Below are 23,128 nucleotides of genomic sequence, written 5' to 3'. Positions count from 1 at the left end.
CTTGCGCCCGGCAGGTAAAAGGCCCGCCGCGCCATCGCGCAACGGGCCTTTTCAGAGCGTGAAGCCAGAGGTGGACGAAAGGCAGGATCAGGCGCCCGGTTGATCCGGTCGGGCGCGGTCGTCCTGCTTAGTCGTCATCCCCCGCTTCGGGTCCGGCCATCATCCCTTCGGCGACTTCCTCGGTCTTGCCGCGGATCGCCTTTTCCAGGCGGTCTGCCATTTCGGGATTTTCCTTGAGGAAGGTCTTGGCGTTTTCGCGACCCTGGCCGATGCGGACCGAGTCATAGGAGAACCAGGAGCCCGACTTCTCGACCAGCCCGGCCTTGACGCCGATGTCGAGCATCTCGCCGATCTTGGAAATGCCCTCGCCATACATGATGTCGAATTCGACCTGCTTGAAGGGCGGGGCGACCTTGTTCTTCACCACCTTCACGCGGGTCGCGTTGCCGACGATATCGTCGCGATCCTTGATCTGGCCGGTGCGACGAATGTCGAGACGGACCGAGGCGTAGAATTTGAGCGCGTTGCCGCCGGTGGTGGTTTCCGGATTGCCGTACATCACGCCGATCTTCATGCGCACCTGGTTGATGAAGATCACCATGCACTTGGAGCGGGCGATCGACCCGGTCAGCTTGCGCAGCGCCTGGCTCATGAGGCGCGCCTGCAGGCCGACATGGCTGTCGCCCATCTCGCCCTCGATCTCGGCACGCGGCACCAGCGCGGCGACCGAGTCGACGACGAGGATGTCGATGGCGTTGGAACGGACCAGCGTGTCGACGATTTCCAGCGCCTGTTCGCCGGTGTCGGGCTGCGACACGATCAGTTCGTCGATATCGACGCCCAGCTTCTTGGCATAAATGGGGTCGAGCGCATGTTCCGCGTCGACGAATGCGGCGGTGCCGCCGGCCTTCTGCGCCTCGGCGATCGCATGCAGCGTCAGCGTGGTCTTGCCCGAGCTTTCCGGCCCGTAAATCTCGATGATGCGGCCCTTGGGCAGGCCGCCGATGCCGAGCGCGATGTCGAGGCCGAGCGAGCCGGTCGAGATCGATTCAATCTCGATCTTCTCACGGCTGCCGAGCTTCATCGCGCTGCCCTTGCCGAAGGCGCGATCAATCTGGGCGAGCGCCGCCTCCAATGCTTTCTGTCTGTCCATTGTGCCTGTCTTCTTGGAATCGATGAGTGAGAGCATAGCGGTCATCGGCCTATCCCCTGTCAAGCGGATCGCGTCGAGTCACTCGGCGCCTGCCAATGATGTATCCTGTTTGTTCCTGTGGAACAAGAGGGGAACGGAAATTTCCTATCCTGCCTATTCAGTCGGCGAGAATCTTCTCCAGCGCGCGTTCCACGGCGCCGATGGTGAAGGGCTTGGCGAGCGTCGGCCGATCGGCATGACCCTGCGGCAGATCGTCGGCCATGCCGCCGGTGGCGAACAGGAAGGGGATCGACTGCTGGGCCAATATGTCGGCGACCGGCCAGCTTTTTTCACCCTGGAGATTGCAGTCGAGCAGGGCGGCGTCGAACCCGCCCTCGCGCGCCAGGGCGCACGCCTCGTCCACCGACGCTGCGGTCGCGTGGAGGCGATAACCAAGCGCGTCGAGATAATCTTCCAGCATCATGCCGATCATTGCTTCATCCTCGACGATGAGGATGGACTTGCCGTCAGCCATGCGCCCTTGTCCCTTGTTCTTGCTTCCCATCGCTAGCCAAAGGGGCAGGCGATGCCCAGCATAATCGTTTGCCGGCGGCCAAGTTCATTCCGCCGCCGGTCGCATCGCCAGTGCGTCGCGCGCCGCTTCGGCCAACTGGTTGACGGAAAAGGGCTTGGGCAGGAAGGCAACATTGGCGATGTCGATCGACTTGCGCAGTTGCTCCTCCGCATAGCCGGACATGAACAGCACCGGCAGGTCCGGGAAGCTCCGCCGCGCCTGCGCCACCATCGCCGGGCCGTCCATATTGGGCATCACCACGTCGGAGATCAGCAGGTCGATCTTCTCGCCGCCGCCCAGCACTTCCAGCCCCTGTTCGCCGTCGCTGGCGGTCAGCACCTTGTAGCCCTGACGGGTGAGGGCACGTTCGGCCACGGCGCGGACCATATCCTCATCCTCGACCAGCAGAACCGTGCCGGTGCCCCAGGTTTCGCTGCGCTTGATCGGCGTCTTGGGCTTGGCCTGTTCAATGTCGCCGCCGGCATAGACCGGCAGATAGATGACGAAGCTGGCGCCCCGGCCCAGTTCGGATTCGGCGAAGATATAGCCGCCCGACTGCTTGACGATGCCGTAGACGGTGGAGAGGCCAAGACCGGTGCCCTTGCCCAGTTCCTTGGTGGTGAAGAAGGGTTCGAAGATCTTGGACAAGATGTCGGGCGGGATGCCCAGGCCCGTGTCGGACACGCGCAGCGCGGTATAGTCGCTGATCGGCAGAATTTGCTGCCGCATCTCGCGCACGCGGTTCGCCGGCACGCCATAGGTCTGGATATTGAGCGTGCCGCCCTCGGGCATGGCGTCGCGGGCATTGACCGCCAGGTTGATGATGACCTGTTCCAGCTGGCCGGGGTCGGCGCGCACCGCGCCGAGGTTGCGGCCATGGCTGACGTCGAGCTTCACATTCTCGCCGAGCAGGCGCTTCAGCAGGTTGGAAACGTCGGCGACGATGTCGGGCAGCTGCAATATCTGCGGGCGCAGCGTCTGCTGGCGCGAGAAGGCGAGGAGCTGGCGGGTGAGGCCGGCGGCGCGATTGCTGTTCGACTTGATCTGGGTGATGTCGTCATAGTCGCTGTCGCCCGGCGTATGGCGCATCAGCATCAGGTCGCAATGGCCGATGATGGCGGTCAGGATATTGTTGAAGTCATGGGCGACGCCGCCCGCCAGCTGGCCGATCGCCTGCATCTTGGTCGCCTGCGCGACCTGGCGCTTGAGCTTCGATTCCTCGCTATTGTCCTTGAGGCTGAGCAGCACGGCGGCCTCGCCCAGGCCGCGCACGCCGGCGAGGCTGAGCGCGATCGGTTCTTCGGGCTGTTCGCGCATGCGCACGGCGATGTCGCCCGACATTTGCGGGCCGACGGCAAAGCGGCGCACCGCGTCGGCCACCGCCGCCTGATCCTCGCGCACGACCAGGTCGCCGGGATAGCTGGGCGTTTCGGCATCCTTGATGCCGGCGGCGCGGGCGAACGCCTTGTTGACGAACAGCACCCGGCCGTCGCGGTCGGCCATGGCGAGGCCGAAGGGCAGCAGCGAGAGCAGGGTTTCGATATAGGAAAGGGCAGAGGTGCCGCCACCGCCGACCGGCTCGTCGATCAGCAGCAGCAGCATCGGGCCGTCCTGCGCCCCATTCTGGATGCCGCCCGGCTGGGTGGCGCGGCGCAACGGCACCTGCAGCAGGCGCAGCGGCAGGCCACCGCTTTCCTCGCGCGCCAGGAACAGCCGGCCCTTGTCATCGACCCGCATATGGGCGGCGAAATCGCGGCCGGTGATGTTGGCGTCGATCCGGCCGGCGGCGCGCAGCAGGAAGGCGCCGTTGGCGGCGCGGATGCGCCCCTCGCCGCCGATCATCACCGCCATGATGCCGGCTTCGCCCAGTTGCCGCCCGGCCTCGCCCGTCAGGACGCGGTGGACATCGTCGAGCGCGCTGGGCTGGCGCATCGGGGTGAAGCGCCAGAGCAGATAATCTTCCGACCGGCCGGTGCGGGTGATGTCGACGTCGAGGCGCAGGGTCGCATGGGCGATCGCCTCCACCTTGGCCTCGCCATCGCGCCAGGCGGCGCGGGCGGCGGCGGTCAGGCTCTCGATCAGCGAGGCATCGGCATTGACGGCCGGGGGCGAGGGATAGCCGGGGAACCATTCGCCGAACAGGTCGCTGGCGCAGACCAGCCGGCCGGCGCGGTCGGTGACGGCGATCGCCATGCTGGAGGCGTCGGCGGCGGCACGCGCCACGGTCCAGTCGGGCACGGCATCACTGGCGGACAGTGGTGGGGGATAGAGGCGGCGATACCAGGCGAGCAGCGCGGCGATGGTGATGACCGTGGCGGCAAAGCCGGCGGCCAGCGCCCAGTCGCCGATGGCATAGAGGACGATCGCGGCGGAGGCGGCCGCGGCGAGCGCGAGCAGGGGCACGAAGCTGCGCGACGGGGCCTGCCCCATCCACGCCTCATCATCCCTGTTTACCCGCGCGACCATCGGCGCCGTCCCCTTAAGCCCTTACAATGGAACCATGACGCCACGGATCAGACCCGGGCGATCTCTTCCAATGCGCTGCTTTCGGTGCGCTTGCCAATCCTCAATTTGCGCGCCTGCCACTTGCGCCCCATGCGACGACGCCAGAACCAGTCGGCGCCGACATAGCCGAGCACCGCGCTGGCGAGCGAGATGAGGAAGAGGCCGAGCAGCATGGCCGGGGCGGCTTCGGAAAAGAGCCAGGCGCACCATTGGCCGATCGAAGCATGGCCATCGACCAGCGCCATGAAGCCCGAGGCGTCGGCGCTGCGGCCGAGCATCCAGTTGCCGAGCCACACCGACGCCATCAGGATCAGCGGCGTGGTGGCCGGGTTGGACAGGAAGGTCATCGCCGCCGCGACCGGGATATTGGCGCGGAAGGGCAGGGCGAAGATAGCAGCGCCAGCGATCTGGACGCCGGGGATCAGCAGGAAGATGCCGACGAACAGGCCGAGCGCGACGCCGCGCGGCACCGACCGGCGGGTGAAGCGCCACAGCGAGGGTTCCAGCACGCGATGGGCGACGGGGGCAAGGACGCGGCTCTTCTCCAGCGATTCACGGGTCGGCGCGTTGGCGTGCCACCAGCGGGAGAAGCGATTGTCCATGGATCAGCTATGCGCCTTCATGATGCGTTGCTGATCGCGCTTCCAGTCGCGTTCCTTGATCGTGTCGCGCTTGTCGTGATTCTGCTTGCCTTTGGCCAGCGCCAGTTCGACCTTGGCCCGGCCCTGGCTGTTGAAATAGACCATCAGCGGCACCAGCGTCATGCCCTTGCGCGACACCGCGCTGTGCATCTTCTCGATCTCACGCTCGTGCAGCAGCAGCTTGCGCACCCGCTTGGGCTCGTGATTTTCGCGGTTGCCATGGCTATATTCGGGGATGTTGCTGTTCACCAGGAAGACCTGGTTGCCCTTCACCTCGGCATAGCTTTCGGCGATATTGCCCTCGCCGCCGCGCAGGGCCTTCACCTCGGTGCCCTGCAGCGCGATGCCGGCCTCGAACACGTCCTCGATGAAATAATCGAAACGGGCGCGCCGGTTCTCGGCGACGATCTTCTTCTTGTCGAAGGTTGCGGGGCGGGGGCGGGCCATAGTCTGCTACTTAACTCAATTCATCATATAGGGACGCCGGCGCGTCAAACCAGACCGGCGATCTCCAGCGCGCGATCGACCGCGGCGCGGCTCGATTCCGACGGCCAGGTAATCGGCAGCCGAAGCTCGCCGGGCATGTCGGGCCGCACGCGGGTAAGGGCATATTTGACAGGGCCGGGTGAAGAATCGCTGAACAGGGCATCATGCAGGGGATAAAGACGATCCTGCAGCGCCAGGGCACCATCCCAATCCTGCGCGGCGCAGGCTGCCTGGAAATCGGCGACCAGGCGCGGGGCGACATTGGCGGTGACCGAAATACAGCCCCGGCCACCCATCGCGTTGAAGCCGAGTGCGGTTTCGTCATTCCCCGAAAGCTGGCAGAAGTCCGGGCCGCAGGCGAGGCGCTGCGCGGTGACCCGCCCCAGATTCCCGGTGGCGTCCTTCACCCCGACGATCGACTGATATTCCTGGCTCAGCCGGTGCATCACCGGCACGCCGATGTCGGTGATGGTGCGGGTGGGGACGTTGTAGAGGACGATCGGCAGGTCGCAGCGCTGCGCCAGATAGGCGAAATGCTGATAGACGCCGTCCTGATTCGGCTTGTTGTAATAGGGCGCGACGACCAGCGCCGCGTCGGCGCCGGCGGCCTGCGCCGCATACATATGCTCCAGCGCGATGCGGGTGTCGTTCGATCCGCAACCGGCGATCACCGGCACGCGGCCGGCCGCCTGGTCGACGCAGATGGCGATGACGCGATTATGCTCCTCGACCGTCATGGTCGCGCTTTCGCCGGTGGTGCCGCAGGGGACCAGCGCGCTCGACCCTTCCTCGATCTGCCAGTCGACCAGGGCGCGGAAGGCGGCCTCGTCCACCGCTCCGTCGCGGAAAGTGGTCACCAGGGCTGGAATCGACCCGGAAAACATCATTAAACTCCTTCAATTCTCCGGGCGACCGGGGCATGATCGGGCAAGCGGCGCGCTATAGCGCGTCATTCAGGGCCTGATAAGGATGCAATAGCGATTATGTCCAGCATGCCGAAGCCCGGAACTGTCGAAAGTTACCTGATCCGCATGCCTGTCATTGCTTTATTGCTCGCAACCGCCGGTGCCGGCGCCCAGACCGAAACCCCCACCGTCTATGCCCAGGCGATGGTGCAGCCTTTGCCGGGCCAGCCGGGCTCGACTCAGCCCAGCGCCTGGAACCAGGCGGCCAGCCGCGTCGGCATGCCGTCCGATCCTTCGATCGCCGGCACGATCAGCCAGTGGCGCGCCTTGCAGCAGAGCGATGGCCTGGGCTTTTCCACCTATGCCAGCTTCATCATGGCCAATCCCGGCTGGCCGGGCGAGGACCGGATGCGGCGGCTGGCCGAGACCGGGATCAATCCCGACAGCTTTGATCCGCGCCAGGTGATCGCCTTCTTCGCCCGCTTCCCGGCGCGCACCGCGACCGGCCATGCGCGCAATGCCGTGGCGCTGATGCAGGCCGGGCGGATGGACGAGGCGCGGGTGGCCGCGCGCACCGCCTGGATCACCGGCACGCTGAGCCCGACTGACGAGGCGCGGCTTTTGTCGCTGTTTGGATCAGGCTTTACCGTGGCCGATCATGACCAGCGGGCAGACGTGCTGCTGTGGTCCAATGACACGATCGGCGCGATGCGGATGCTGGCCTATGTCAGCCCGGCGCGTCGGGCGATCTATGATGCGCGCATCGCCTTTCGCCAGAAGTCGCCGGACGCCGCGATCAAGATGCAGACGGCCGAGCCGGCCGGCGGGGCGAGCGATGCGGGCTTCATCGCCGACAAGGCGACCTGGCTGCTCAACAGCGGCAACTGGATCGCCGGGCGGCAATATCTGGCCAATCGCCAGCCGCTGACCTTCCGCCCCGGCAATGCCGAAAAATGGTATGAGACGTTGCTGACCCAGGCGCGGTCGTCGGCGAACGACAGCCAGTGGAGCTTTGCCTATGGCATCGCCAGCAAGCTGGACGACGCCTATGCGCCGGGCACGGACGTGTCGACCCGGCCGATCGGCGAGCGCGACGATTATACCAGCCTTGCCTGGCTGGCGGGCACGACCGCCTTCTACAATCTCAACCGTCCGACCGATGCGGTGGCGATGTTCCGCCGCTATGCGACCGGCGGCAAGTCGCCCCAGGTCCAGGCCAAGGGCTATTATTGGGCCGGGCGCGCGGCGCTGCAGGCGGGCGATGCCGCCAGCGCCAACAGCTATTTCAACCAGTCGGCGCAATTCCCCGACCAATATTATGGCCAGCTGGCGCTGGAGCGGCTGGGCCGGCCAGTGCCGCCGCCGCCCGAACGGGCGGTGTCGATCTCGGCCGCAGAACGCAGCGAATTCAACAACCGGTCAGTGGTGCGCGCCGCCAGGGCGCTGGGCCAGATGGGCTATTGGGAAGACCAGAGCAAGTTCGTGCGCGCCATTGCCAATGGTGCCGACAGCGATGGCGATCATTTCCTGGCCGCCGAGCTGGCGCAGAATCTGGGCCGTCCCGACATGGGCGTGATGGTCGGACGTCGCGCCGTGTCCAACGGCCTGACGGGCTATGGCGCGAGCGCTTTCCCGCGTGTGCCGGTGCCGCCGACGGCGCAATATAACTGGACCATGGTCCATGCGATCGCGCGGCAGGAAAGCCAGTTCGACAAGCAGATCGTCAGCCATGCCGGCGCGCGCGGCCTGATGCAGCTGATGCCGGGCACGGCGCGGGAGCAGGCGGGCAAGCTGGGCCTGAGCTATGACGCAGGCTCGCTCAATGATCCCAGCTACAACATCATGCTGGGGTCGGGCTATTTCCAGCGCATGCTGGATTATTATGGCGGCAGCTATCCGCTGGCCGTGGCCGCCTATAATGCCGGGCCGGGCAATGTGAATCGCTGGGTCAAGGCCAATGGCGACCCGCGCCTGCCGGGCGCCGACATGCTGCGCTGGATCGAGCAGATTCCGATCTTCGAGACGCGCAACTATGTGCAGCGGGTGCTGGAAAATGCCGTCGTCTATGAGGCGATGAACCCGGAGCGGGCCAAGTTCAAGGGCAGCAATGCGGTGCTCAGCCGCTATCTGGGCAAGCAGACGCCGGGCTGATCTTTCCGGTTTGCGCGTCGGCCAAGGCTGTGGATAAGGGGCGGCATGAGCGGTCCCTATCCCAATTATATCAGCCCCGAGGGGTTTGCGAAGCTGCGCGCCGAATATGACCATCTGCTCGGTGTCGAGCGGCCGCGCATCGTCGAGGTGGTGAGTTGGGCGGCGGGCAATGGCGATCGCAGCGAGAATGGCGACTATCTCTATGGCCGCAAGCGGATGCGCGAGATTGACGGGCAATTGAAGCGCCTGTCGAAGAAGATGAAGGATGCCAAGGTCGTCGACCCGCGCCAGCAGCCCGACAAGGGCCGGGTCTATTTCGGCGCGACCGTCACCATCGCCGACGAGGATGATCATCATCGCACCGTGACGATCGTCGGCAATGACGAGACCGATGTGGACGCCGGCCGGATCGGCTGGGGATCGCCGATCGCCCGTGCCCTGCGCGGGGCGGCCATCGGCGACCTGCGCCGGGTGCATCTGCCCGCCGGCGAGAAGGAATATGAGGTGATGGCGATCAGCTATCCGCAATAGGATTTCGATCGCTTAACTTCCCATATTTCCCGCACATTTCGATATATAATTTCCAACCCCTATAATATCCTTGCGCGGACCATCCCCATTATAGGGGCGATCAGCCCTGTAGGACAGCATCCGCCAGCCAGGCGCGGAAGGCGGCCATGGCGGGGCTGTCGGGTCGGGACAGCAGGCGGGTGAGCCAATAGCCGCCGACATCGACGCTCTCATGAAAAGGCTGGACCAGCCGTCCGGCCTGCAGATCGGCGGCGAACATCGCGACCGGGGCGAGCGCGATGCCAAGGCCGGCGCGCGCCGCCTCCACCATCAGCAGCGAGGTGTCGAACATCGGCCCGCGCAACGGCGGGCAGGGCGCACCGGCGGCGGCGAACCAGCGCGGCCATTCGTCGGCACGATAGGAGCGCAGCAGCGGCTCGCGCGCGAGCGCGGCGGGATCGGCCAGGCGGGCGGCGAGGGCGGGCGTGCAGAGCGGGGCGAGCGGCGCGCGCAGGATCGGCTGGGCATGGGTGCCGTGCCAGGCACCCTCGCCAAAGCGGATCGCCAGGTCCAGCCCTTCGCCGGCCAGGTCGACCCGGTTATTGTTGGTCATCAGCCGCAGATCGACATGGGGGCAGGCACGGGCGAAATCGGCAAGGCGCGGCAACAGCCAGCCGCCGGCAAAGGTGCCGACCACGCCCAGCGTCAGCACTTCATGCAGCCGCCCACCCTCGATCCGCTCCAGCGTGCCGCCGACCCGGTCGAACGCATCGGCCAGCACCGGGAGCAGCGCCAGCCCCTCATCGGTCAGAGCGAGGCCGCGCGGCAGGCGGCGGAACAGTGGCGCGCCGATCCGCGCCTCAAGCTGCGCGACCTGCTGGCTGACCGCGCCCTGGCTGACGCAGAGTTCGAGGCCGGCACGGGTGAAGCTGAGATGCCGGGCGGCCGCCTCGAAGGCGCGCAGGGCATTGAGCGGCAGTTGGGCGCGATCCATGGTCTGTGCATAAGATCAGCTAATGTCTGTGTCGAGAATTGATGCTTTGTCGCAAGCCGATATCTCCCGCAATCTCTGCCCATCACCAAGCATATAGGGGTAGGGCGATGCGCAACTGGATGGGCGTAGGTATCAGCATGGCTGCGATGTTTCTGGGCGGCCCGGCCTGGACGAAGGCGGCGGACGATCCGTTGCTGCGACCGATCGCGCTTGCCTCTTCCAAACGCTGGCTGGCGCCGCAGGCGCCGACCCGGCTGCATGGCCAGACCTATCTGGTCGGGTTTGGCGGCCTCAATGTCGCGCTCATCAGGACGAGTGCCGGGCTGATCTTGATCGACGGTGCCGTGCCGCAGGCAGTGCGCGACGTGGAGGCGAACATCAAGGCGCTGGGCTTTTCGATCCGCGACGTGAAGCTGATCCTGAGCACCGAACCGCATTTCGACCATGCTGGCGGGCTGGCCGCGCTGGCGCGCGACAGTGGCGCGACGGTGGTGGCGAGCGCGCCGGCGGTGGCCGTGCTGCGCACCGGCGGCATCGATCCGGCCGATCCGCAGGCGGCCTGGCTGGAGCGTTTCCCCGCCGTGCGCCGGCTGCGCGCGGTCAAGGATGGGGAGGAGATCCGGCTGGGCGACACGGTCATCACTGCTGTCGCGACGCCGGGCCATACGATGGGCAGCATGAGCTGGCGCTGGAAAAGCTGCGAGGGGCGGCAATGCGCGACGATGGTCTTCGGCTCCAGCCTCAATCCGATCGCGGCCGATGGCTATGCGTTTTCCGATCCGGCGCACCGGCCGGTGGTCGAGGCCTTTCGTGCGACCTTTGCCAAGGTGGGCGCAATGGATTGCGACCTGTTGATCACCGCCCATCCCGATCCGGCCGACCCGGCGAAGCTGGCGCGCCTGCGGGCGAAGCGCGTGCCCAATGCCTTCATCGATCCGACCGCCTGCCGCCGCTATGCCGACCGCGCCACTGGAATGCTGGACAAGAAGCTGGCGGCGGAAGGGGAAACGCGCAGTTACAGCCGGGGCCAATAGCCCCTTTTCCTGCTGGTCTTAATTTGCAACACTATTGTTGTAAATATAAAGGAGGGCAGGATGCAGATCGCAGGCAGAACGATATTCATCACCGGGGGCGGCGGCGGTATCGGCGGGGGGATGGCGCAGGCCTTTGCCGAGCAGGGCGGGCGCATCATCCTGGCCGATATCGACGCGGGTTTTGCCGAGGCGGAGGCGGCGAAGCTGCCGGCGGGGACGGACGCGATGGCGCTGCCGATCGACGTCACCAGCCGCGACAGCTGGGCGCGGGCGAAAGCGACGGCGGAAGCGCGCTTCGGGCCTGTGGATATTCTCTGCAACAATGCCGGGATCGCGTCGGGCTTTGCGCCGCTGATCGACATGGACCCGGCCGATTTCGACCGGCTGGTCGCGGTCAACCTGACCGGCGTCTATAATGGCATCGCCTGTTTCGCGCGGGCGATGGTCGATCGGGGCGTGGGGCATATCGTCAACACATCGTCGATGAACGGGCTCAACCCCTTCGGCCTGTTCGCAGCCTATTCGGCGAGCAAGTTCGGCGTGCTGGGCCTGTCGGATTCGCTGCGGCAGGAACTGGCGCCCCATGGCGTCGGCGTCTCCACTTTGTTTCCCGGCCTGACCCGCAGCCGCATGTCGGAATCCGACACGGTCGGGCCGGGCGCGATGGACCCGGCGCGGCTGGCGCAGATTCGCGCCAACATGATGGAGCCGATCTGGCTGGGCCGGGCGGTGGTGCGCGCGGTCGAGCAGGATCAGCCCTACATCATCACCCATCCCGAATATCGCGACGATCTGGCCCGCCGGTTCGACACGATCCTGGCGGCGTTCGGCGAACCGGCCCAGCCGGGCTATCGCACGGGGGCATCGGCGACCGGGCGCTGACTGAGGTGCGAAGGCTCAGGCCAGAAAGCTCAGGCCCGATAGTTCAGGAACGGGCGGCGGCGAGGATCATTTCCGCCCCCTTTTCCGCGATCATCATAGTCGGCGCATTGGTGTTGCCGGACGTGATCGTCGGCATCACCGAGGCATCGATGACGCGCAGCCCGGCAATGCCATGGACGCGCAATTGCGGGTCGACCACCGCGCGCGGGCCGCTGCCCATGGCGGCGGTGCCGACCGGATGGAAGATGCTGCTGGCGATCGCGCCGATCCCTTCAAGCAGGGCGGCGTCATCCTGCCGCTCCGGCCCTGGGCGAAATTCCTGCGGCGCATAGGGGGCGAGGGCCGGCTGGCCGACGATCGCGCGGGTGACGCGCACTGCTTCGATCGCGACCTGGCGGTCTTCCGCCGCCGACAGATAATTGGGGCGGATGGCGGGCGGGGCGAGCGGATCGGCAGACCTTATCCACACATCGCCCCGGCTGTGCGGGCGCAGGTTGCAGACGCTGGCGGTGAAAGCGGGAAAGGCGTCTAGCGCACCGCCGAACGCGGCCAGGCTCAAGGGCTGGACATGATATTCGAGATTGGCGGTGGCATGACGCGGGTCGGATTTGACGAACATGCCAAGCTGGCTGGGCGCCATCGACAGTGGCCCGGAGCGGCTGGCGAGATAGTGCAGGCCCATCCATGCCTTGCCCAGCCATGATCCGGCCCGGCCGTTGAGGGTGGCGATGCCGTTCACCCGATAGGCGCAGCGTATCTGGAGATGATCCTGCAGATTTTCGCCGACGCCCGGCCGGTCGGCCAGCACGTCGATGCCGAGTGCGGCCAGCCGGGCGCCGTCGCCGATGCCCGATCGCTGGAGGATGGCGGGGCTGCCGATCGAGCCGGCCGACAGGATGACTTCGCCATCGGCCTGCGCGGTGCAGGCGTCGCCGTCCAGCAGGAAGCGCACGCCGGTGGCGCGGCCCTGCGCGATCGTCACCCGGTCGATCGTCGCGCCGGTGACGATGCGCAGATTGGGGCGGTTCATCGCCGGGCGCAGGAAGGCGTCGGCCGCGCTCCAGCGCCGGCCGCGCCGCTGCGTCACCTGAAAATAGCCCGAGCCCAGATTGTCGCCGCCGTTGAAGTCGGCGGTTTCGGGCACGCCATATTGGCTGGCGGCCTGGCGGAAACGGTCGAGCAGATCCCAGCGCAGCCTTTGCCGCTCGACCCGTATCTCGCCGCCTGCGCCATGGGTGGCGCTGGCCCCGTCCTGATGATCCTCCGCCCGCACGAAATAGGGCAGGACATCGTCCCAGCCCCAGCCGATATTGCCGGCCTGGCGCCAGCCATCATAATCGGCCGCCTGGCCGCGCATGTAGATCATGCCGTTGATCGAACTGCTGCCGCCGATCACCCGGCCGCGCGGATAGGCGATGGCGCGGGCGCCAAGGCCAGCCTCCGCCTCGGTCTTCAGGCACCAGTCGGTGCGCGGATTGCCCATGCAATAGAGATAGCCGACCGGGATTTTTATCCACAGCCAGTCGTCCTTGCCGCCGGCCTCCAGCAGCAGCACGCGATTGCGCGGATCGGCGCTCAGCCGGTTGGCCAGCACGCATCCCGCGCTGCCCGCGCCCAGGATGATATAATCCCAGCGGCCATAATCCCCGTCCATCGCCTCTCCTCTAGTGCGTGGACCATGGCCCGGCGGGGGCGGCGGCGTAAAGGGGCGGGGCGGGCGCGGTGGCGATATCTGGCCGGGCCATGGCCTGCAAACTGGCCATGGGCGTGGCCGGGCAAGGGGCTATGGCAGGCGGGTGACGGCGCAGGAGGATGGCCATGCAGATTGCGATACTGACGTTCGAGGGGTTCAACGAACTGGACAGTTTCATCGCCGCCGCCATCCTCAACCGGATGAAGCCGCAGGGCTGGGCCGCCTATATCACCGCGCCCGACGAGACGGTGACGTCGATGAACGGGGTGACGGTGCAGCGGCAGCGGCCGCTGGACTTTGCGGCGCAAGCGGACGCGGTGCTGATCGGCAGCGGCATCCGCACGCGCGAGATTGCGGCCGATGCCGCAATGCTGAGGCGGATCGCGCTCGACCCGACGCGCCAGCTGATCGGGGCGCAATGTTCGGGCACGCTGCTGCTGGCGAAGCTGGGCCTGGTCGGCGACCTGCCGGCCTGCACCGACCTGACCACCAAGCCCTGGGTGGTGGAGGCGGGGGTGCGGGTGATCGATGCGCCCTTCATCGCCCATGGCAATGTCGCGACGGCCGGCGGATGCCTGTCGGCGCCCTATCTCGCCGCCTGGATGATCGCGCGGGGCGGATCTATGGCGGATGCAGAAGCGGCGCTCCATTATGTCGCGCCGGTGGGCGAGAAGGCCGACTATGTCGCACGGGCGCGGGCGGTGATCGCGCCCTTCGTGGAAGCGGTGCCGGCCTGACGATCGGCTATCTGCGCAGCAGGAACACCGCATGTTCGGCGAACAGATTGGCGTTCGCATGGGTGGTTTCCCTGTCCCCTTTCAGGAACCACTGGCCGTCGATGGTCCAGCCGCGATCCTTCACCAGCGCGCGGAAATCATCCACCGTCACATGATGGATGTTGAGCGTGTCATACCAGGTGTCGGGCAATAGCCGCGTCACCGGCATGCGCCCGCCCCACAGCAGCGACAGGCGCCCGCGCCAATGGGCGAAATTGGGGAAGGAGACGAAGGCCTGGCGGCCGATGCGCAGCAATTCATCCACCACCAGGTCGGGGCGCCGGGTCGTCTGCAGCGTCTGGCTGAGGATGGCATAGTCGAAACTGGCGTCGGGATAATAGGCAAGGTCGGTATCGGCGTCGCCCTGCACCACCGATAGGCCGCGGCCGACCGCGGCGGCGACATTGGAGCCGTCAATCTCCAGCCCGCGGGCATCGACCTGGCTGGTGTCGCGCAATGCCGCCATCAGCGCGCCGTCGCCACAGCCGACATCCAGCACCCGCGTGCCCGGCCGCACGGTGCGGGCGATCAGCGCGAGATCGGGGCGGAGGAGATCGCTCATGCCCGGCCACCGCGCAGGAAGCCGTCGACCACACGATTCAATTCCGGGCTTTCGAGCAGGAAGGCGTCATGGCCGAAGGGGCTGGACAGTTCGACGAAGCTGGCCTGCGCGCCCGAGGCGTTGAGCGCATGGACGATCGCGCGGGATTCGGCGGTGGGATAGAGCCAGTCGGTATCGAAGCTGACCAGGCAGAAGCGCGCCCGCGTCGCGGTGAACGCCCGCGCCAGCGATCCGCCATGATCCTCGGCTATGTCATAATAGTCCATGGCGCGGGTGATGTAGAGATAGGAGTTGGCGTCGAACCGCTCGACGAAGCTCAAGCCCTGATGGCGCAGATAGGACTCTACCTGGAAGTCGGCATCGAAGCCGAAGGTCTTGGCGTCACGCCCCTGCAGGCGCCGGCCGAATTTCTCGGTCAGGCCCGCTTCGGAAAGATAGGTGATATGCGCCGCCATGCGGGCGACGGCGAGGCCGGCGCTCGGCACCTTGCCATCGGCATAATAGTCGCCGCCGCGCCAGAGCGGATCGGCCATGATCGCCTGGCGCCCGACTTCGTGAAAGGCGATATTCTGCGCGCTGTGCCGCGCGGTCGAGGCGATCACGACGCAGCGTTCGACCCGGTCGGGGAACAAGGTGGGCCAGGTCAGCGCCTGCATGCCCCCCATCGACCCGCCGATCACCGCCGCCAGCCGATCGACGCCCAGATGGTCGAGCAGCATCGCCTGCGCCCGAACCATGTCGGCGATGGTCAGCACCGGGAAGCGCATGGCGTAAGGATCGCCCAGCGCCGGGTCGATGCTGGCGGGGCCGGACGATCCCATGCAGCTGCCGATGACGTTGGAGCAGATGATGAAATGGCGCGCCGGGTCGACCGGCTTGCCCTCGCCCACCATCCGCCACCACCAGCCGGGCTTGCCGGTGACGGGATGGTCCGATGCGACATATTGGTCGCCGGTCAGCGCGTGGCAGATCAGGATGACGTTGGATTTGTCCGCATTCATCTGCCCATAGGTCTCATAGGCGATGTCGACCGGGGACAGGCTGGCGCCGCTCGATAGCGGCAGCGGGCCGGGAAGGCGGGCCTGGCGGCGCAGGCCGAACCGTGTGTCAGGGGAAACGCTGGCCATGACATCGGGCTAAGACGAGGGAAAGAGGCTGTCAATTGGCGGGGCGGGGTGGCGATCGGCCTGCGCCGTGCCTAGATGGAGGGCATGACCGATCAGACCCGCCCGACCATCGTCGCCTATGGCCCGCTCTATCCCTATCTGACCGACCAGCTGGAGCAGCGCTTCACCGTCCATAATGTGGCAGCGGATGCGGATCTGTCCGCGCTGCCGGCGGAGGTGCTGGAGGCGCGCGCGCTGGTCAGCTTCGGATCGGTCGGGGCGCCCGCCGCCATCATGGACGCGCTGCCGAAGCTGGAGATGATCGGGCTATTCTCGGTCGGCTATGACAAGGTCGATGTCGATCATGCGCGATCGAAAGGCATCCGCGTCACCAACACGCCCGATGTGCTGACCGACGATGTCGCGGACCTGGCCGTTGGCCTTCTCTATGCGACGGTGCGCAACATCGCCGCCAATGACCGGCTGGTGCGGTCGGGCGGCTGGGCGCGGGGCGAGAAGCCGGCGCTGGCGGGCCGGGTGACCGGCGCGACCATCGGCATATTGGGGCTGGGCCGGATCGGCCGGGCGATCGCAAAGCGGCTGGAGCCGGTGGCGGGCGAGATTCTCTATCATAACCGCAAGCCGGCGGCTGATACGGCCTATCGCTACGTCGCCGACGCGATCGACTTTGCGCGCCAGAGCGAGGTCATCATCGTCGCCACGTCGGGCGGGCCGGAAGCGGCCAAGCTGGTCGACGGCGCGATGCTGGACGCGCTCGGGCCGGACGGCGTGATCGTCAATATCAGCCGGGGCGGCGTGATCGACGAGGCGGCGATGGTCGAGCGGCTGGCCGATAAGCGCATCGCCGGCGCGGGGCTGGATGTGTTCGCGCACGAACCGCATGTGCCCGAAGCGCTGTTCGCGATGGACCATGTCGTGCTGCAACCCCATCAGGGCAGCGCCACCGTCCACACCCGCAAGGCGATGGCCGACCTGGTGGTCGCCAATCTGGACGCCTGGTTTGCTGGGGAGGCGCTGCTGACGCCGGTGGTGTAGGATGGGTGGGGAGCGGACATTCCTCCCCGGTACGGGGAGGAATGTCCGCACTTGGTCGTTTCTTGCAAGTTCTAGCCGGCGTCATCCTGACGAAAGTCAGGATCCATTCTGCGCTATGGCGGATGGGGAGCGCTGAATGGATCCCGGATCAAGTCCGGGATGACGGAACCGGCGAGGTCCGCTTTTCTGACCGACGATCGAACAAGCCGACGACATTGAATGGCCGCTAGCCGTCCTCGCAATCTCAATGGAAATCGCGCGATTTGGGTAGAATGCGCACGTCGCGGGGGTGACGGGCGGCGGGGGCGGCCTGTTTCGGCGGTTCGGATTGCGACAATCTGTTGAGGTCAGCGGTGCGGTCATGGATGCGGCTGGCCATCAGATGGACGACGCCTTCCTTGCTGCGCTGCACCTCGCCCTCGACCAGCATCAGACGGCTGGCCATGACCGGGCGGCGCTGCAGCTCGAACAGACGCGCCCAGAGCAGGATATTGGTGATGCCGGTCTCATCCTCGATGGTGATGAAGACGGCATTGCCCTTGCCCGGCCGCTGGCGCACCAGCACCACGCCGGCGGTGCGGACGCGCGCGCCATTCTTCGCCGCACTGGTCTGGGCGCAGCTCAGCACGCCTTCGGCCGTGAACACCGGACGCAGGAACTGCATCGGATGGCCCTTGAGCGAGAGGCGGGTCACCGCATAATCGTCCATCACCTGTTCGGCGAGCGGCATGGCGGGCAGCATCGCATCGGCCTCCTCCCCCAGTTCGCGGGCGGCGCGGTCGTGCCGGCGGGCGGCGGCGAACAGCGGCAGTTCGTCCGACGGGGTGCGCCGCGCCTCCCATAAAGCGGTGCGCCGGTCCTGTCCCAGCGAGCGGCAGGCATCGGCATCGGCCAGCAGCCGCAGCGCCCGCGCGGGCAGGCCGGCGCGCCGGGCCATATCCTCGATACTGGTGAAGAGGCCGCCCTGCGCCCGCGCGTCCATCATCTGCGCTGCCCATTGTTCGCGGAAACCGTCGACCTGGCGCAGGCCAAGGCGCAGCGCCAGCGCCCGACCGGTGCCTTCGCCCTTGTCCGCGCGGCGGCTGCGCAACAGCGGTTCCAGGCCATTGTCCCAGTCGCTCATATTGACGTCGACATCATGGATGGCGACGCCATGCTCGCGCGCGTCGCGGACCAGCTGGGCCGGGGCATAGAAGCCCATCGGCTGGGAATTGAGCAGGGCGCAGGCGAAGATGGCGGGCTGGTGGCATTTGATCCAGGCCGAGACATAGACCAGCCGGGCGAAGGACAGCGCATGGCTTTCGGGAAAGCCATAGCTGCCGAACCCTTCGATCTGCTTGAAGCAGCGCGCGGCAAACTCCGCCTCATAACCGCGCGCGGTCATGCCGTTGATCATCTTCTCGCGGAAATGATGAATGGTCCCGACATTGCGGAAGGTCGCCATGGCGCGGCGCAACTGGTTGGCTTCCACATTGGAAAATTCGGCGGCCGTGATGGCGAGCTTCATCGCCTGTTCCTGGAACAGGGGGACGCCATAGGTCTTGCCAAGCAGGGTCTTGAGTTCATCTGCCGGGCCATGTTGGGGACCGGGCGAGGGGTAGGTCACTTTTTCCTCGCCGCAGCGGCGGCGTAGATAGGGATGGACCATGTCGCCCTCGATCGGGCCGGGCCGCACGATCGCCACCTGCACGGTCAGGTCATAGAGGGTGCGCGGCCTGAGGCGCGGCAGCATGTTGATCTGCGCCCGGCTTTCGACCTGGAACACGCCGATGCTCTCGCCCTTGCAGAGCATGTCATAGACGGCCGGATCGCTGGAATTGAGGTCGACCGTCAGACGATGATCGCCCAGCCCCTGATCGCGCATCAGGTCGAACGCCTTGCGGATGCAGGTCAGCATGCCGAGCGCCAATATGTCGACCTTCATCAGGCCGAGCGCGTCGATATCATCCTTGTCCCATTCGATGAAGCTGCGGTCCGCCATCGCCGCATGATGGAGCGGCACCGTCTCGTCGAGCCGATTCTGGGTCAGCACGAAGCCGCCGACATGCTGGGATAGGTGACGGGGAAAGGGGGCGTCCAGCAACTGGCCGATCAGCGCGCGCAGCTGCATGATCTGGGGATTGTCGAGCGCGAAGCCGGCCTCGACGATGCGCTGGTCGCCGACATCGCCCGAATAGCTGCCCCAGACCGTGCTGGAGAGGCGGGTCGCGACATCTTCGCTGAGGCCCAGCACCTTGGCGACCTCGCGCACGGCGCTGCGCGAACGATAATGGATCACGGTCGCGGCGATGCCCGCGCGATGGCGGCCATAGCGCTCATAGATATATTGCATCACCTCCTCGCGCCGCTCATGTTCGAAATCGACGTCGATGTCGGGTGGCTCGTCCCGCTCCTCCGACACGAAGCGGGAAAAGAGCAGGTCATGCTGTTGCGGGTCGACCGAGGTCACGCCCAGCAGGAAGCAGACCATCGAATTGGCCGCCGATCCGCGCCCCTGGCACAATATGCCCTTGCTACGCGCGAAGGCGACGATGTCGTGTACGGTCAGGAAATAATAGGCATAGTTGCGCTCGCCGATCAGCTTGAACTCCTCGGCCATCAGCGCGCGCACCTTGTGGGGGATGACCGGGCCATAGCGGGCATGGGCGGCGCTGACGGTCAGTTCCTCCAGCCATTGCTGCGCGCTCCAGCCCTCCGGCACCGGCTCGTGCGGATATTCGTAGCGCAGCTGGTCCAGGGTGAAGCGGATGGTGGAGAGGAAGCGGATCGTTTCGGCCACCGCCTGCGGACAGGTGCGGAACAGATGGGCGATCTCGGCCGGGGCATGGATATGGCGCTCGGCATTGGCCTCCAGTTTCTTGCCTGCCCTGGCGATGGTCGTGCCCTCGCGAATGCAGCTCAGCACATCCTGCAGCGGCCGCTGTTCGGGGCTGGCATAAAGGGCGTCCATCGTCGCCAGCAGCGGCACCCCGGTCCGCGCCGCCAGATCGCTGAAGCCGGCCAGCCGCCGCGCATCGCGCCCGTCGCGGCGCAGCGCGGCGCCCAGCCAGATGCGACCAGGGGCCAGGCGATGGAGGCGCAGGAGCAGGGCTTCCAGTTCGGTCGGGCGCGGTGGCGGCACCAGGCTCAGATGCTTCTGGCGGATCGCCTCGCCGGGCGGCCGATCGGCAAAATCATAATCGACCGGGTGGCGATGCGCCTGCTGCTCGGTCGCGCTGGCATAGGGCAGAACGATCAGCTGCAATTCGTCGAGATGACCGGTCAGATCCTCATAGCGCAGGATGCAGTCGCCCTTGATCGAGCGGAGATTGCCGACCGTCAGCAATTTGGTGAGTTCGCCCCAGCCGCGGCGGGTGCGCGGATAGGCGATGATGTCGGGGGTGCCGTCGACGAACACCAGCCGGGCGCCGACCACCAGGCGTAGGTCGCTCTCGCAGCCCTGTTCCTCTTCCGGGCTGAGCATGAGCGGCAGGCCGGCCGCTTCCCTGGCCTTCATCAGGGCGGCGCGCGCCTTGTCCGGGGCCTTTTTGAGGGCGACATGGGCGCGGACCACGCCGGCGACGCTGTTGCGGTCGGCAATGCCGATGCCGGTGAGGCCCAATGCCATGGCGCGTTCCACCATGTCGCTGGCGTGGGAGGCGCCGCGCAGGAAGGAGAAATTGGTGGCGGCGACCAACTCGGCGAAGGGCGGCTCGGCCGGTGTCGGGCGCGGCGGGGCGGGTTTGGTTTTTTCTCGGGCTGCCTCGATCGCGTTCAATTCGCGCCGGTCGATCGATCGGGGTTTGGCGGGATCGGGCGGCGGGCGCCGGCCGCTCATGCGAACAGGCCGTGGATATACCAGCCGGGATGGACTGTCTCCGCGCCATAAAGGCCGTGGCGGAAGATCCAGTAGCGGCGGCCGCGCGCATCCTCGACCCGGTAATAGTCGCGGGTGCGGCCGGTGCTTTCGCCCTCGATCGCGCCGTCCCTGGCCTGCCACCATTGCGGCGCGATCCGTTCCGGCCCCTCGAACCGGGTGACTTCATGCAGGGTGCGGCGCCAACGGAAACGGTGGGGCGGGCCGTCGGGCACTTCCGCCACGACATCGATCGACTGGGGCGGATCGAACAGATGGAGCGGGCGCATCGGCGGGTCGCCGGGTTCGCCGACCGGCGCCCAGCCTTCGGGCGCGCGATGCTCGACCGCCGGCAGTGCCAGCTGCGCCTGTTCGGGAATATGGCTGTCGCGCGGCTCCAGCCGCTGGATGCGGGCGCGCCCGGCACGGATCGACAGGCGATCGACCAGCGCCTCCACGCCCTCGCTCTTGCGCGCCTCGCCCCCTTCGAGTGCGAGCTGGGTCGGCGCCATCGGATCGGCGCGTGGCACGGTGAGGCGCAGCATGTCGAAGCCGAAACCGGGATCGAGCGGATCGGACAGGCTGTCGATCCGTTCCTGGAACAGGCGCATGATCGCCGGCGCATCGCGGATCGGCAGGCTGGTTTCGACCCGGATCGGGAAGGCGAGGCCGTCGCTACGGAAGAAGACTGCTTCGAACCGGCGGCCGCCCTGGCCGCGCTCGGCCAGTTGTTCGCCGGCTTCCGCCGCCATCTCCGCCACGACCTTGATCGCGTGGGCGCTGCTGCCCATCGGTTCGGCAAAACGCCGCTCGACCCGGATTGCCGGGCGCGGGCGGCGCGGGGCCAGCGGGCGGTGGCCCAGACCCAATAGTGCATGGAGCGCATCCACAGCCTCCTCGCCGAAGCGGGCGGCGAGCGCGGCGGCCGGGCGCGCGGCAAGATCGCCGACGGTGCGCAGTCCCGCCCGGCGGAGCGCCACTGCGCTCTCCGCCTCCAGCTCCAGCGCCTCGACCGGCAGGCGGCGCACCGCCGCATCCTCGTCCGGCGCGGGGGCGGCAGGGAAACGGGCGAGCGCATGGGCGGCCTCGGGCGATCCGGCGATGGCGTGGCGCACGCGCATGCCATGCCGTTCCAGCCGGTCGGTCGCGGCCTGCGCCAGTTCCGCCTCGCCATCCCACAAATGACCGCATCCGCTGATGTCGAGCATCAGGCCATGGCCGGAATCGAGCGCGGCATTGGGGGTGTAGCGGGCGCAACCGTCGCACAGGCGCTCCAGCCAATCCTGGTCGCCATGGGGATCGGCCTCGAACACGCGCAACTCCGGCTCGCGGGCGCGCGCATCGGCCAGCGTCATGCCGGGGGTGAGGCCCGCCGCCAGCGCATCGGCATCCAGCGTCGCGAGCCGCATCGCGCCGCGGACATTTTCCACCACCACCGCGGGCGCATCGCCCTGCGCGGCCCAGAGGTCAGGCCGCGCGATCCGCAGCCGATCGATCGGCAGGAAGGGGAACCAGAGCGCCAGATAGCGGCGCGCCGTCCTGCTGTCCGTCCTGTCCATGCTCATGGCGTTCATGCCGTCCGTCTCCAAAAGCCCCCTTTTCGCCATCCCATATCAGCCGCCACGCCAGTCCGTCCGGCCCCGCCCGTCGCCGCAACAGGCTGAGGGCGAAGGCGCTGTGCCCCGGCGCATTGCCGGGCAGCGGATCGGACGGGGCGGCCGCCACCTGCCAGCGGGTTTCCGCCGCGCTGGGCACCGGATCGCCGCCGACCCGCAGCAGGAAGGCGGTGACGCCCGATTGTTCGGCCGCCAGCGCCAATCGCCGGCTGGCGGTGAGGTCGAGCAGCGGCGCCCGCCCGCGCAATTCGATCAGCAGCGCGCCAAGCGCGGGGCAACGCAGTCCCTCCACCGCGGCGCGCAGCAGCATCGCGTCATCGGCCATCAGCCCGATCAGCAGCCGGGCCGGGTTCAGCCCCAGCGCCGCGAGGCCGGGGCCATAGGGCGATCCACCCGCCCTGGCCGATGTGGTGGTGCGCAGCCAGAGCAGGGGGGCGTCATCCGCCGCCAGCCGGGCGAGGATCAGCGCCAGGCCGGCCGCCGCTCCTTCCTCCTCCGCCGCGCCGAACAATTCATGCACCCGCCCGCGCAGGAGGCCGCCGTCGAGCGCCGCGTCCAGCCCGGCATGGCCGGTCGCAAGCCGGGCACAGCCGACCGTCGGCGCTGGCGTCCGGTCCAGCGCCGCGATATGCCGCTTCAGCGCGGCGAGACTTTTGATCGACTCGCTCAT

19 protein-coding genes are annotated in these 23,128 nt (G+C 67.2%); 6 read left to right on the top strand and 13 right to left on the bottom strand.

What is annotated here, in order from left to right; genetic code table 11:
- Positions 1–127: 127 nt before the first annotated feature.
- The 6 genes from recA to dapA all read right to left on the bottom strand — a co-directional run bounded on the left by recA (position 128) and on the right by dapA (position 6,222).
- Positions 128–1,198: a recombinase RecA gene (gene recA / locus JQK15_RS11720; RefSeq protein ID WP_004208679.1), complete on the bottom strand. Its 1,071-nt coding sequence runs from the start codon at positions 1,196–1,198 to the stop codon at positions 128–130.
- A 112-nt stretch (positions 1,199–1,310) separates the two neighbouring features.
- Positions 1,311–1,667 (bottom strand): response regulator, encoded by a 357-nt coding sequence (locus JQK15_RS11715; protein WP_004208678.1) that lies wholly within the window; start codon positions 1,665–1,667, stop codon positions 1,311–1,313.
- Between the two features lie 84 nt (positions 1,668–1,751).
- Positions 1,752–4,172: a hybrid sensor histidine kinase/response regulator gene (locus tag JQK15_RS11710; RefSeq protein WP_416341351.1), complete on the bottom strand. Its 2,421-nt coding sequence runs from the start codon at positions 4,170–4,172 to the stop codon at positions 1,752–1,754.
- A 47-nt stretch (positions 4,173–4,219) separates the two neighbouring features.
- The gene (locus JQK15_RS11705; protein WP_017499609.1) at positions 4,220–4,813 is read right to left on the bottom strand and encodes a DUF2062 domain-containing protein; all 594 of its coding nucleotides are present in this window, start codon (positions 4,811–4,813) and stop codon (positions 4,220–4,222) included.
- Positions 4,814–4,816: 3 nt separating this feature from the next.
- Positions 4,817–5,299: an SsrA-binding protein SmpB gene (gene smpB, locus JQK15_RS11700; RefSeq protein ID WP_010337314.1), complete on the bottom strand. Its 483-nt coding sequence runs from the start codon at positions 5,297–5,299 to the stop codon at positions 4,817–4,819.
- Positions 5,300–5,343: 44 nt separating this feature from the next.
- The gene (dapA, locus tag JQK15_RS11695; RefSeq protein ID WP_004208674.1) at positions 5,344–6,222 is read right to left on the bottom strand and encodes a 4-hydroxy-tetrahydrodipicolinate synthase; all 879 of its coding nucleotides are present in this window, start codon (positions 6,220–6,222) and stop codon (positions 5,344–5,346) included.
- A 99-nt stretch (positions 6,223–6,321) separates the two neighbouring features.
- On the opposite strand from dapA, the gene JQK15_RS11690 reads away from it, so the two are divergent.
- Together JQK15_RS11690 and greB are read left to right on the top strand one after the other, a co-directional pair.
- On the top strand, positions 6,322–8,394 hold the full coding sequence (locus JQK15_RS11690; RefSeq protein WP_214865680.1) for a lytic transglycosylase domain-containing protein: 2,073 nt from the start codon (positions 6,322–6,324) through the stop codon (positions 8,392–8,394).
- A gap of 45 nt (positions 8,395–8,439) precedes the next feature.
- A complete protein-coding gene (greB, locus tag JQK15_RS11685; RefSeq protein ID WP_004208672.1) occupies positions 8,440–8,925 on the top strand; it encodes a transcription elongation factor GreB in 486 nt (161 codons plus the stop codon).
- Between the two features lie 100 nt (positions 8,926–9,025).
- Here the strand turns inward: greB and JQK15_RS11680 are convergent, their stop codons facing one another.
- Positions 9,026–9,898 (bottom strand): LysR family transcriptional regulator, encoded by an 873-nt coding sequence (locus tag JQK15_RS11680; RefSeq protein WP_214865678.1) that lies wholly within the window; start codon positions 9,896–9,898, stop codon positions 9,026–9,028.
- 107 nt (positions 9,899–10,005) lie between these two features.
- Between JQK15_RS11680 and bla the strand changes: the two genes are divergently transcribed.
- Together bla and JQK15_RS11670 are read left to right on the top strand one after the other, a co-directional pair.
- Positions 10,006–10,932 (top strand): subclass B3 metallo-beta-lactamase, encoded by a 927-nt coding sequence (bla, locus tag JQK15_RS11675; protein WP_214865676.1) that lies wholly within the window; start codon positions 10,006–10,008, stop codon positions 10,930–10,932.
- Between the two features lie 60 nt (positions 10,933–10,992).
- Complete coding sequence (locus tag JQK15_RS11670; protein ID WP_214865673.1) at positions 10,993–11,814, top strand: SDR family oxidoreductase; 822 nt, start codon at positions 10,993–10,995, stop codon at positions 11,812–11,814.
- A gap of 43 nt (positions 11,815–11,857) precedes the next feature.
- Here JQK15_RS11670 and JQK15_RS11665 read toward each other — a convergent pair whose 3' ends face one another.
- On the bottom strand, positions 11,858–13,468 hold the full coding sequence (locus JQK15_RS11665) for a GMC family oxidoreductase (RefSeq protein ID WP_214865671.1): 1,611 nt from the start codon (positions 13,466–13,468) through the stop codon (positions 11,858–11,860).
- 164 nt (positions 13,469–13,632) lie between these two features.
- On the opposite strand from JQK15_RS11665, the gene JQK15_RS11660 reads away from it, so the two are divergent.
- Positions 13,633–14,244, top strand: coding sequence for a DJ-1/PfpI family protein (locus tag JQK15_RS11660; protein ID WP_214865669.1), 612 nt, complete (start codon positions 13,633–13,635; stop codon positions 14,242–14,244).
- Between the two features lie 7 nt (positions 14,245–14,251).
- Here the strand turns inward: JQK15_RS11660 and metW are convergent, their stop codons facing one another.
- Positions 14,252–14,845 (bottom strand): methionine biosynthesis protein MetW, encoded by a 594-nt coding sequence (gene metW / locus JQK15_RS11655; RefSeq protein ID WP_214865667.1) that lies wholly within the window; start codon positions 14,843–14,845, stop codon positions 14,252–14,254.
- Positions 14,842–15,972, bottom strand: a complete 1,131-nt coding sequence (gene metX / locus JQK15_RS11650) for a homoserine O-acetyltransferase MetX (RefSeq protein WP_214865664.1) — start codon at positions 15,970–15,972, stop codon at positions 14,842–14,844. The genes metW and metX overlap by 4 nt, the downstream gene beginning before the upstream one ends.
- Positions 15,973–16,047: 75 nt before the next feature.
- Here metX and JQK15_RS11645 point away from each other — a divergent pair, with 75 nt between their 5' ends.
- Positions 16,048–17,007, top strand: a complete 960-nt coding sequence (locus JQK15_RS11645; protein ID WP_214865662.1) for a 2-hydroxyacid dehydrogenase — start codon at positions 16,048–16,050, stop codon at positions 17,005–17,007.
- A 244-nt stretch (positions 17,008–17,251) separates the two neighbouring features.
- Here JQK15_RS11645 and JQK15_RS11640 read toward each other — a convergent pair whose 3' ends face one another.
- Genes JQK15_RS11640 through JQK15_RS11630 form a run of 3 tightly spaced genes read right to left on the bottom strand, consistent with a single transcriptional unit; the run spans position 17,252 to position 23,128 of the window.
- A complete protein-coding gene (locus JQK15_RS11640; RefSeq protein ID WP_214865661.1) occupies positions 17,252–20,824 on the bottom strand; it encodes an error-prone DNA polymerase in 3,573 nt (1,190 codons plus the stop codon).
- Positions 20,821–22,416 (bottom strand): Y-family DNA polymerase, encoded by a 1,596-nt coding sequence (locus JQK15_RS11635; protein ID WP_251007714.1) that lies wholly within the window; start codon positions 22,414–22,416, stop codon positions 20,821–20,823. The genes JQK15_RS11640 and JQK15_RS11635 overlap by 4 nt, the downstream gene beginning before the upstream one ends.
- Positions 22,310–23,128, bottom strand: a complete 819-nt coding sequence (locus JQK15_RS11630; protein ID WP_214865659.1) for an ImuA family protein — start codon at positions 23,126–23,128, stop codon at positions 22,310–22,312. The genes JQK15_RS11635 and JQK15_RS11630 overlap by 107 nt, the downstream gene beginning before the upstream one ends.

The sequence above is a fragment of the Sphingobium sp. BHU LFT2 genome (assembly GCF_018604485.1).
GTDB classification, from domain to species: domain Bacteria; phylum Pseudomonadota; class Alphaproteobacteria; order Sphingomonadales; family Sphingomonadaceae; genus Sphingobium; species Sphingobium yanoikuyae_A.
This window is presented reverse-complemented; position numbering and strand designations above follow the sequence as displayed.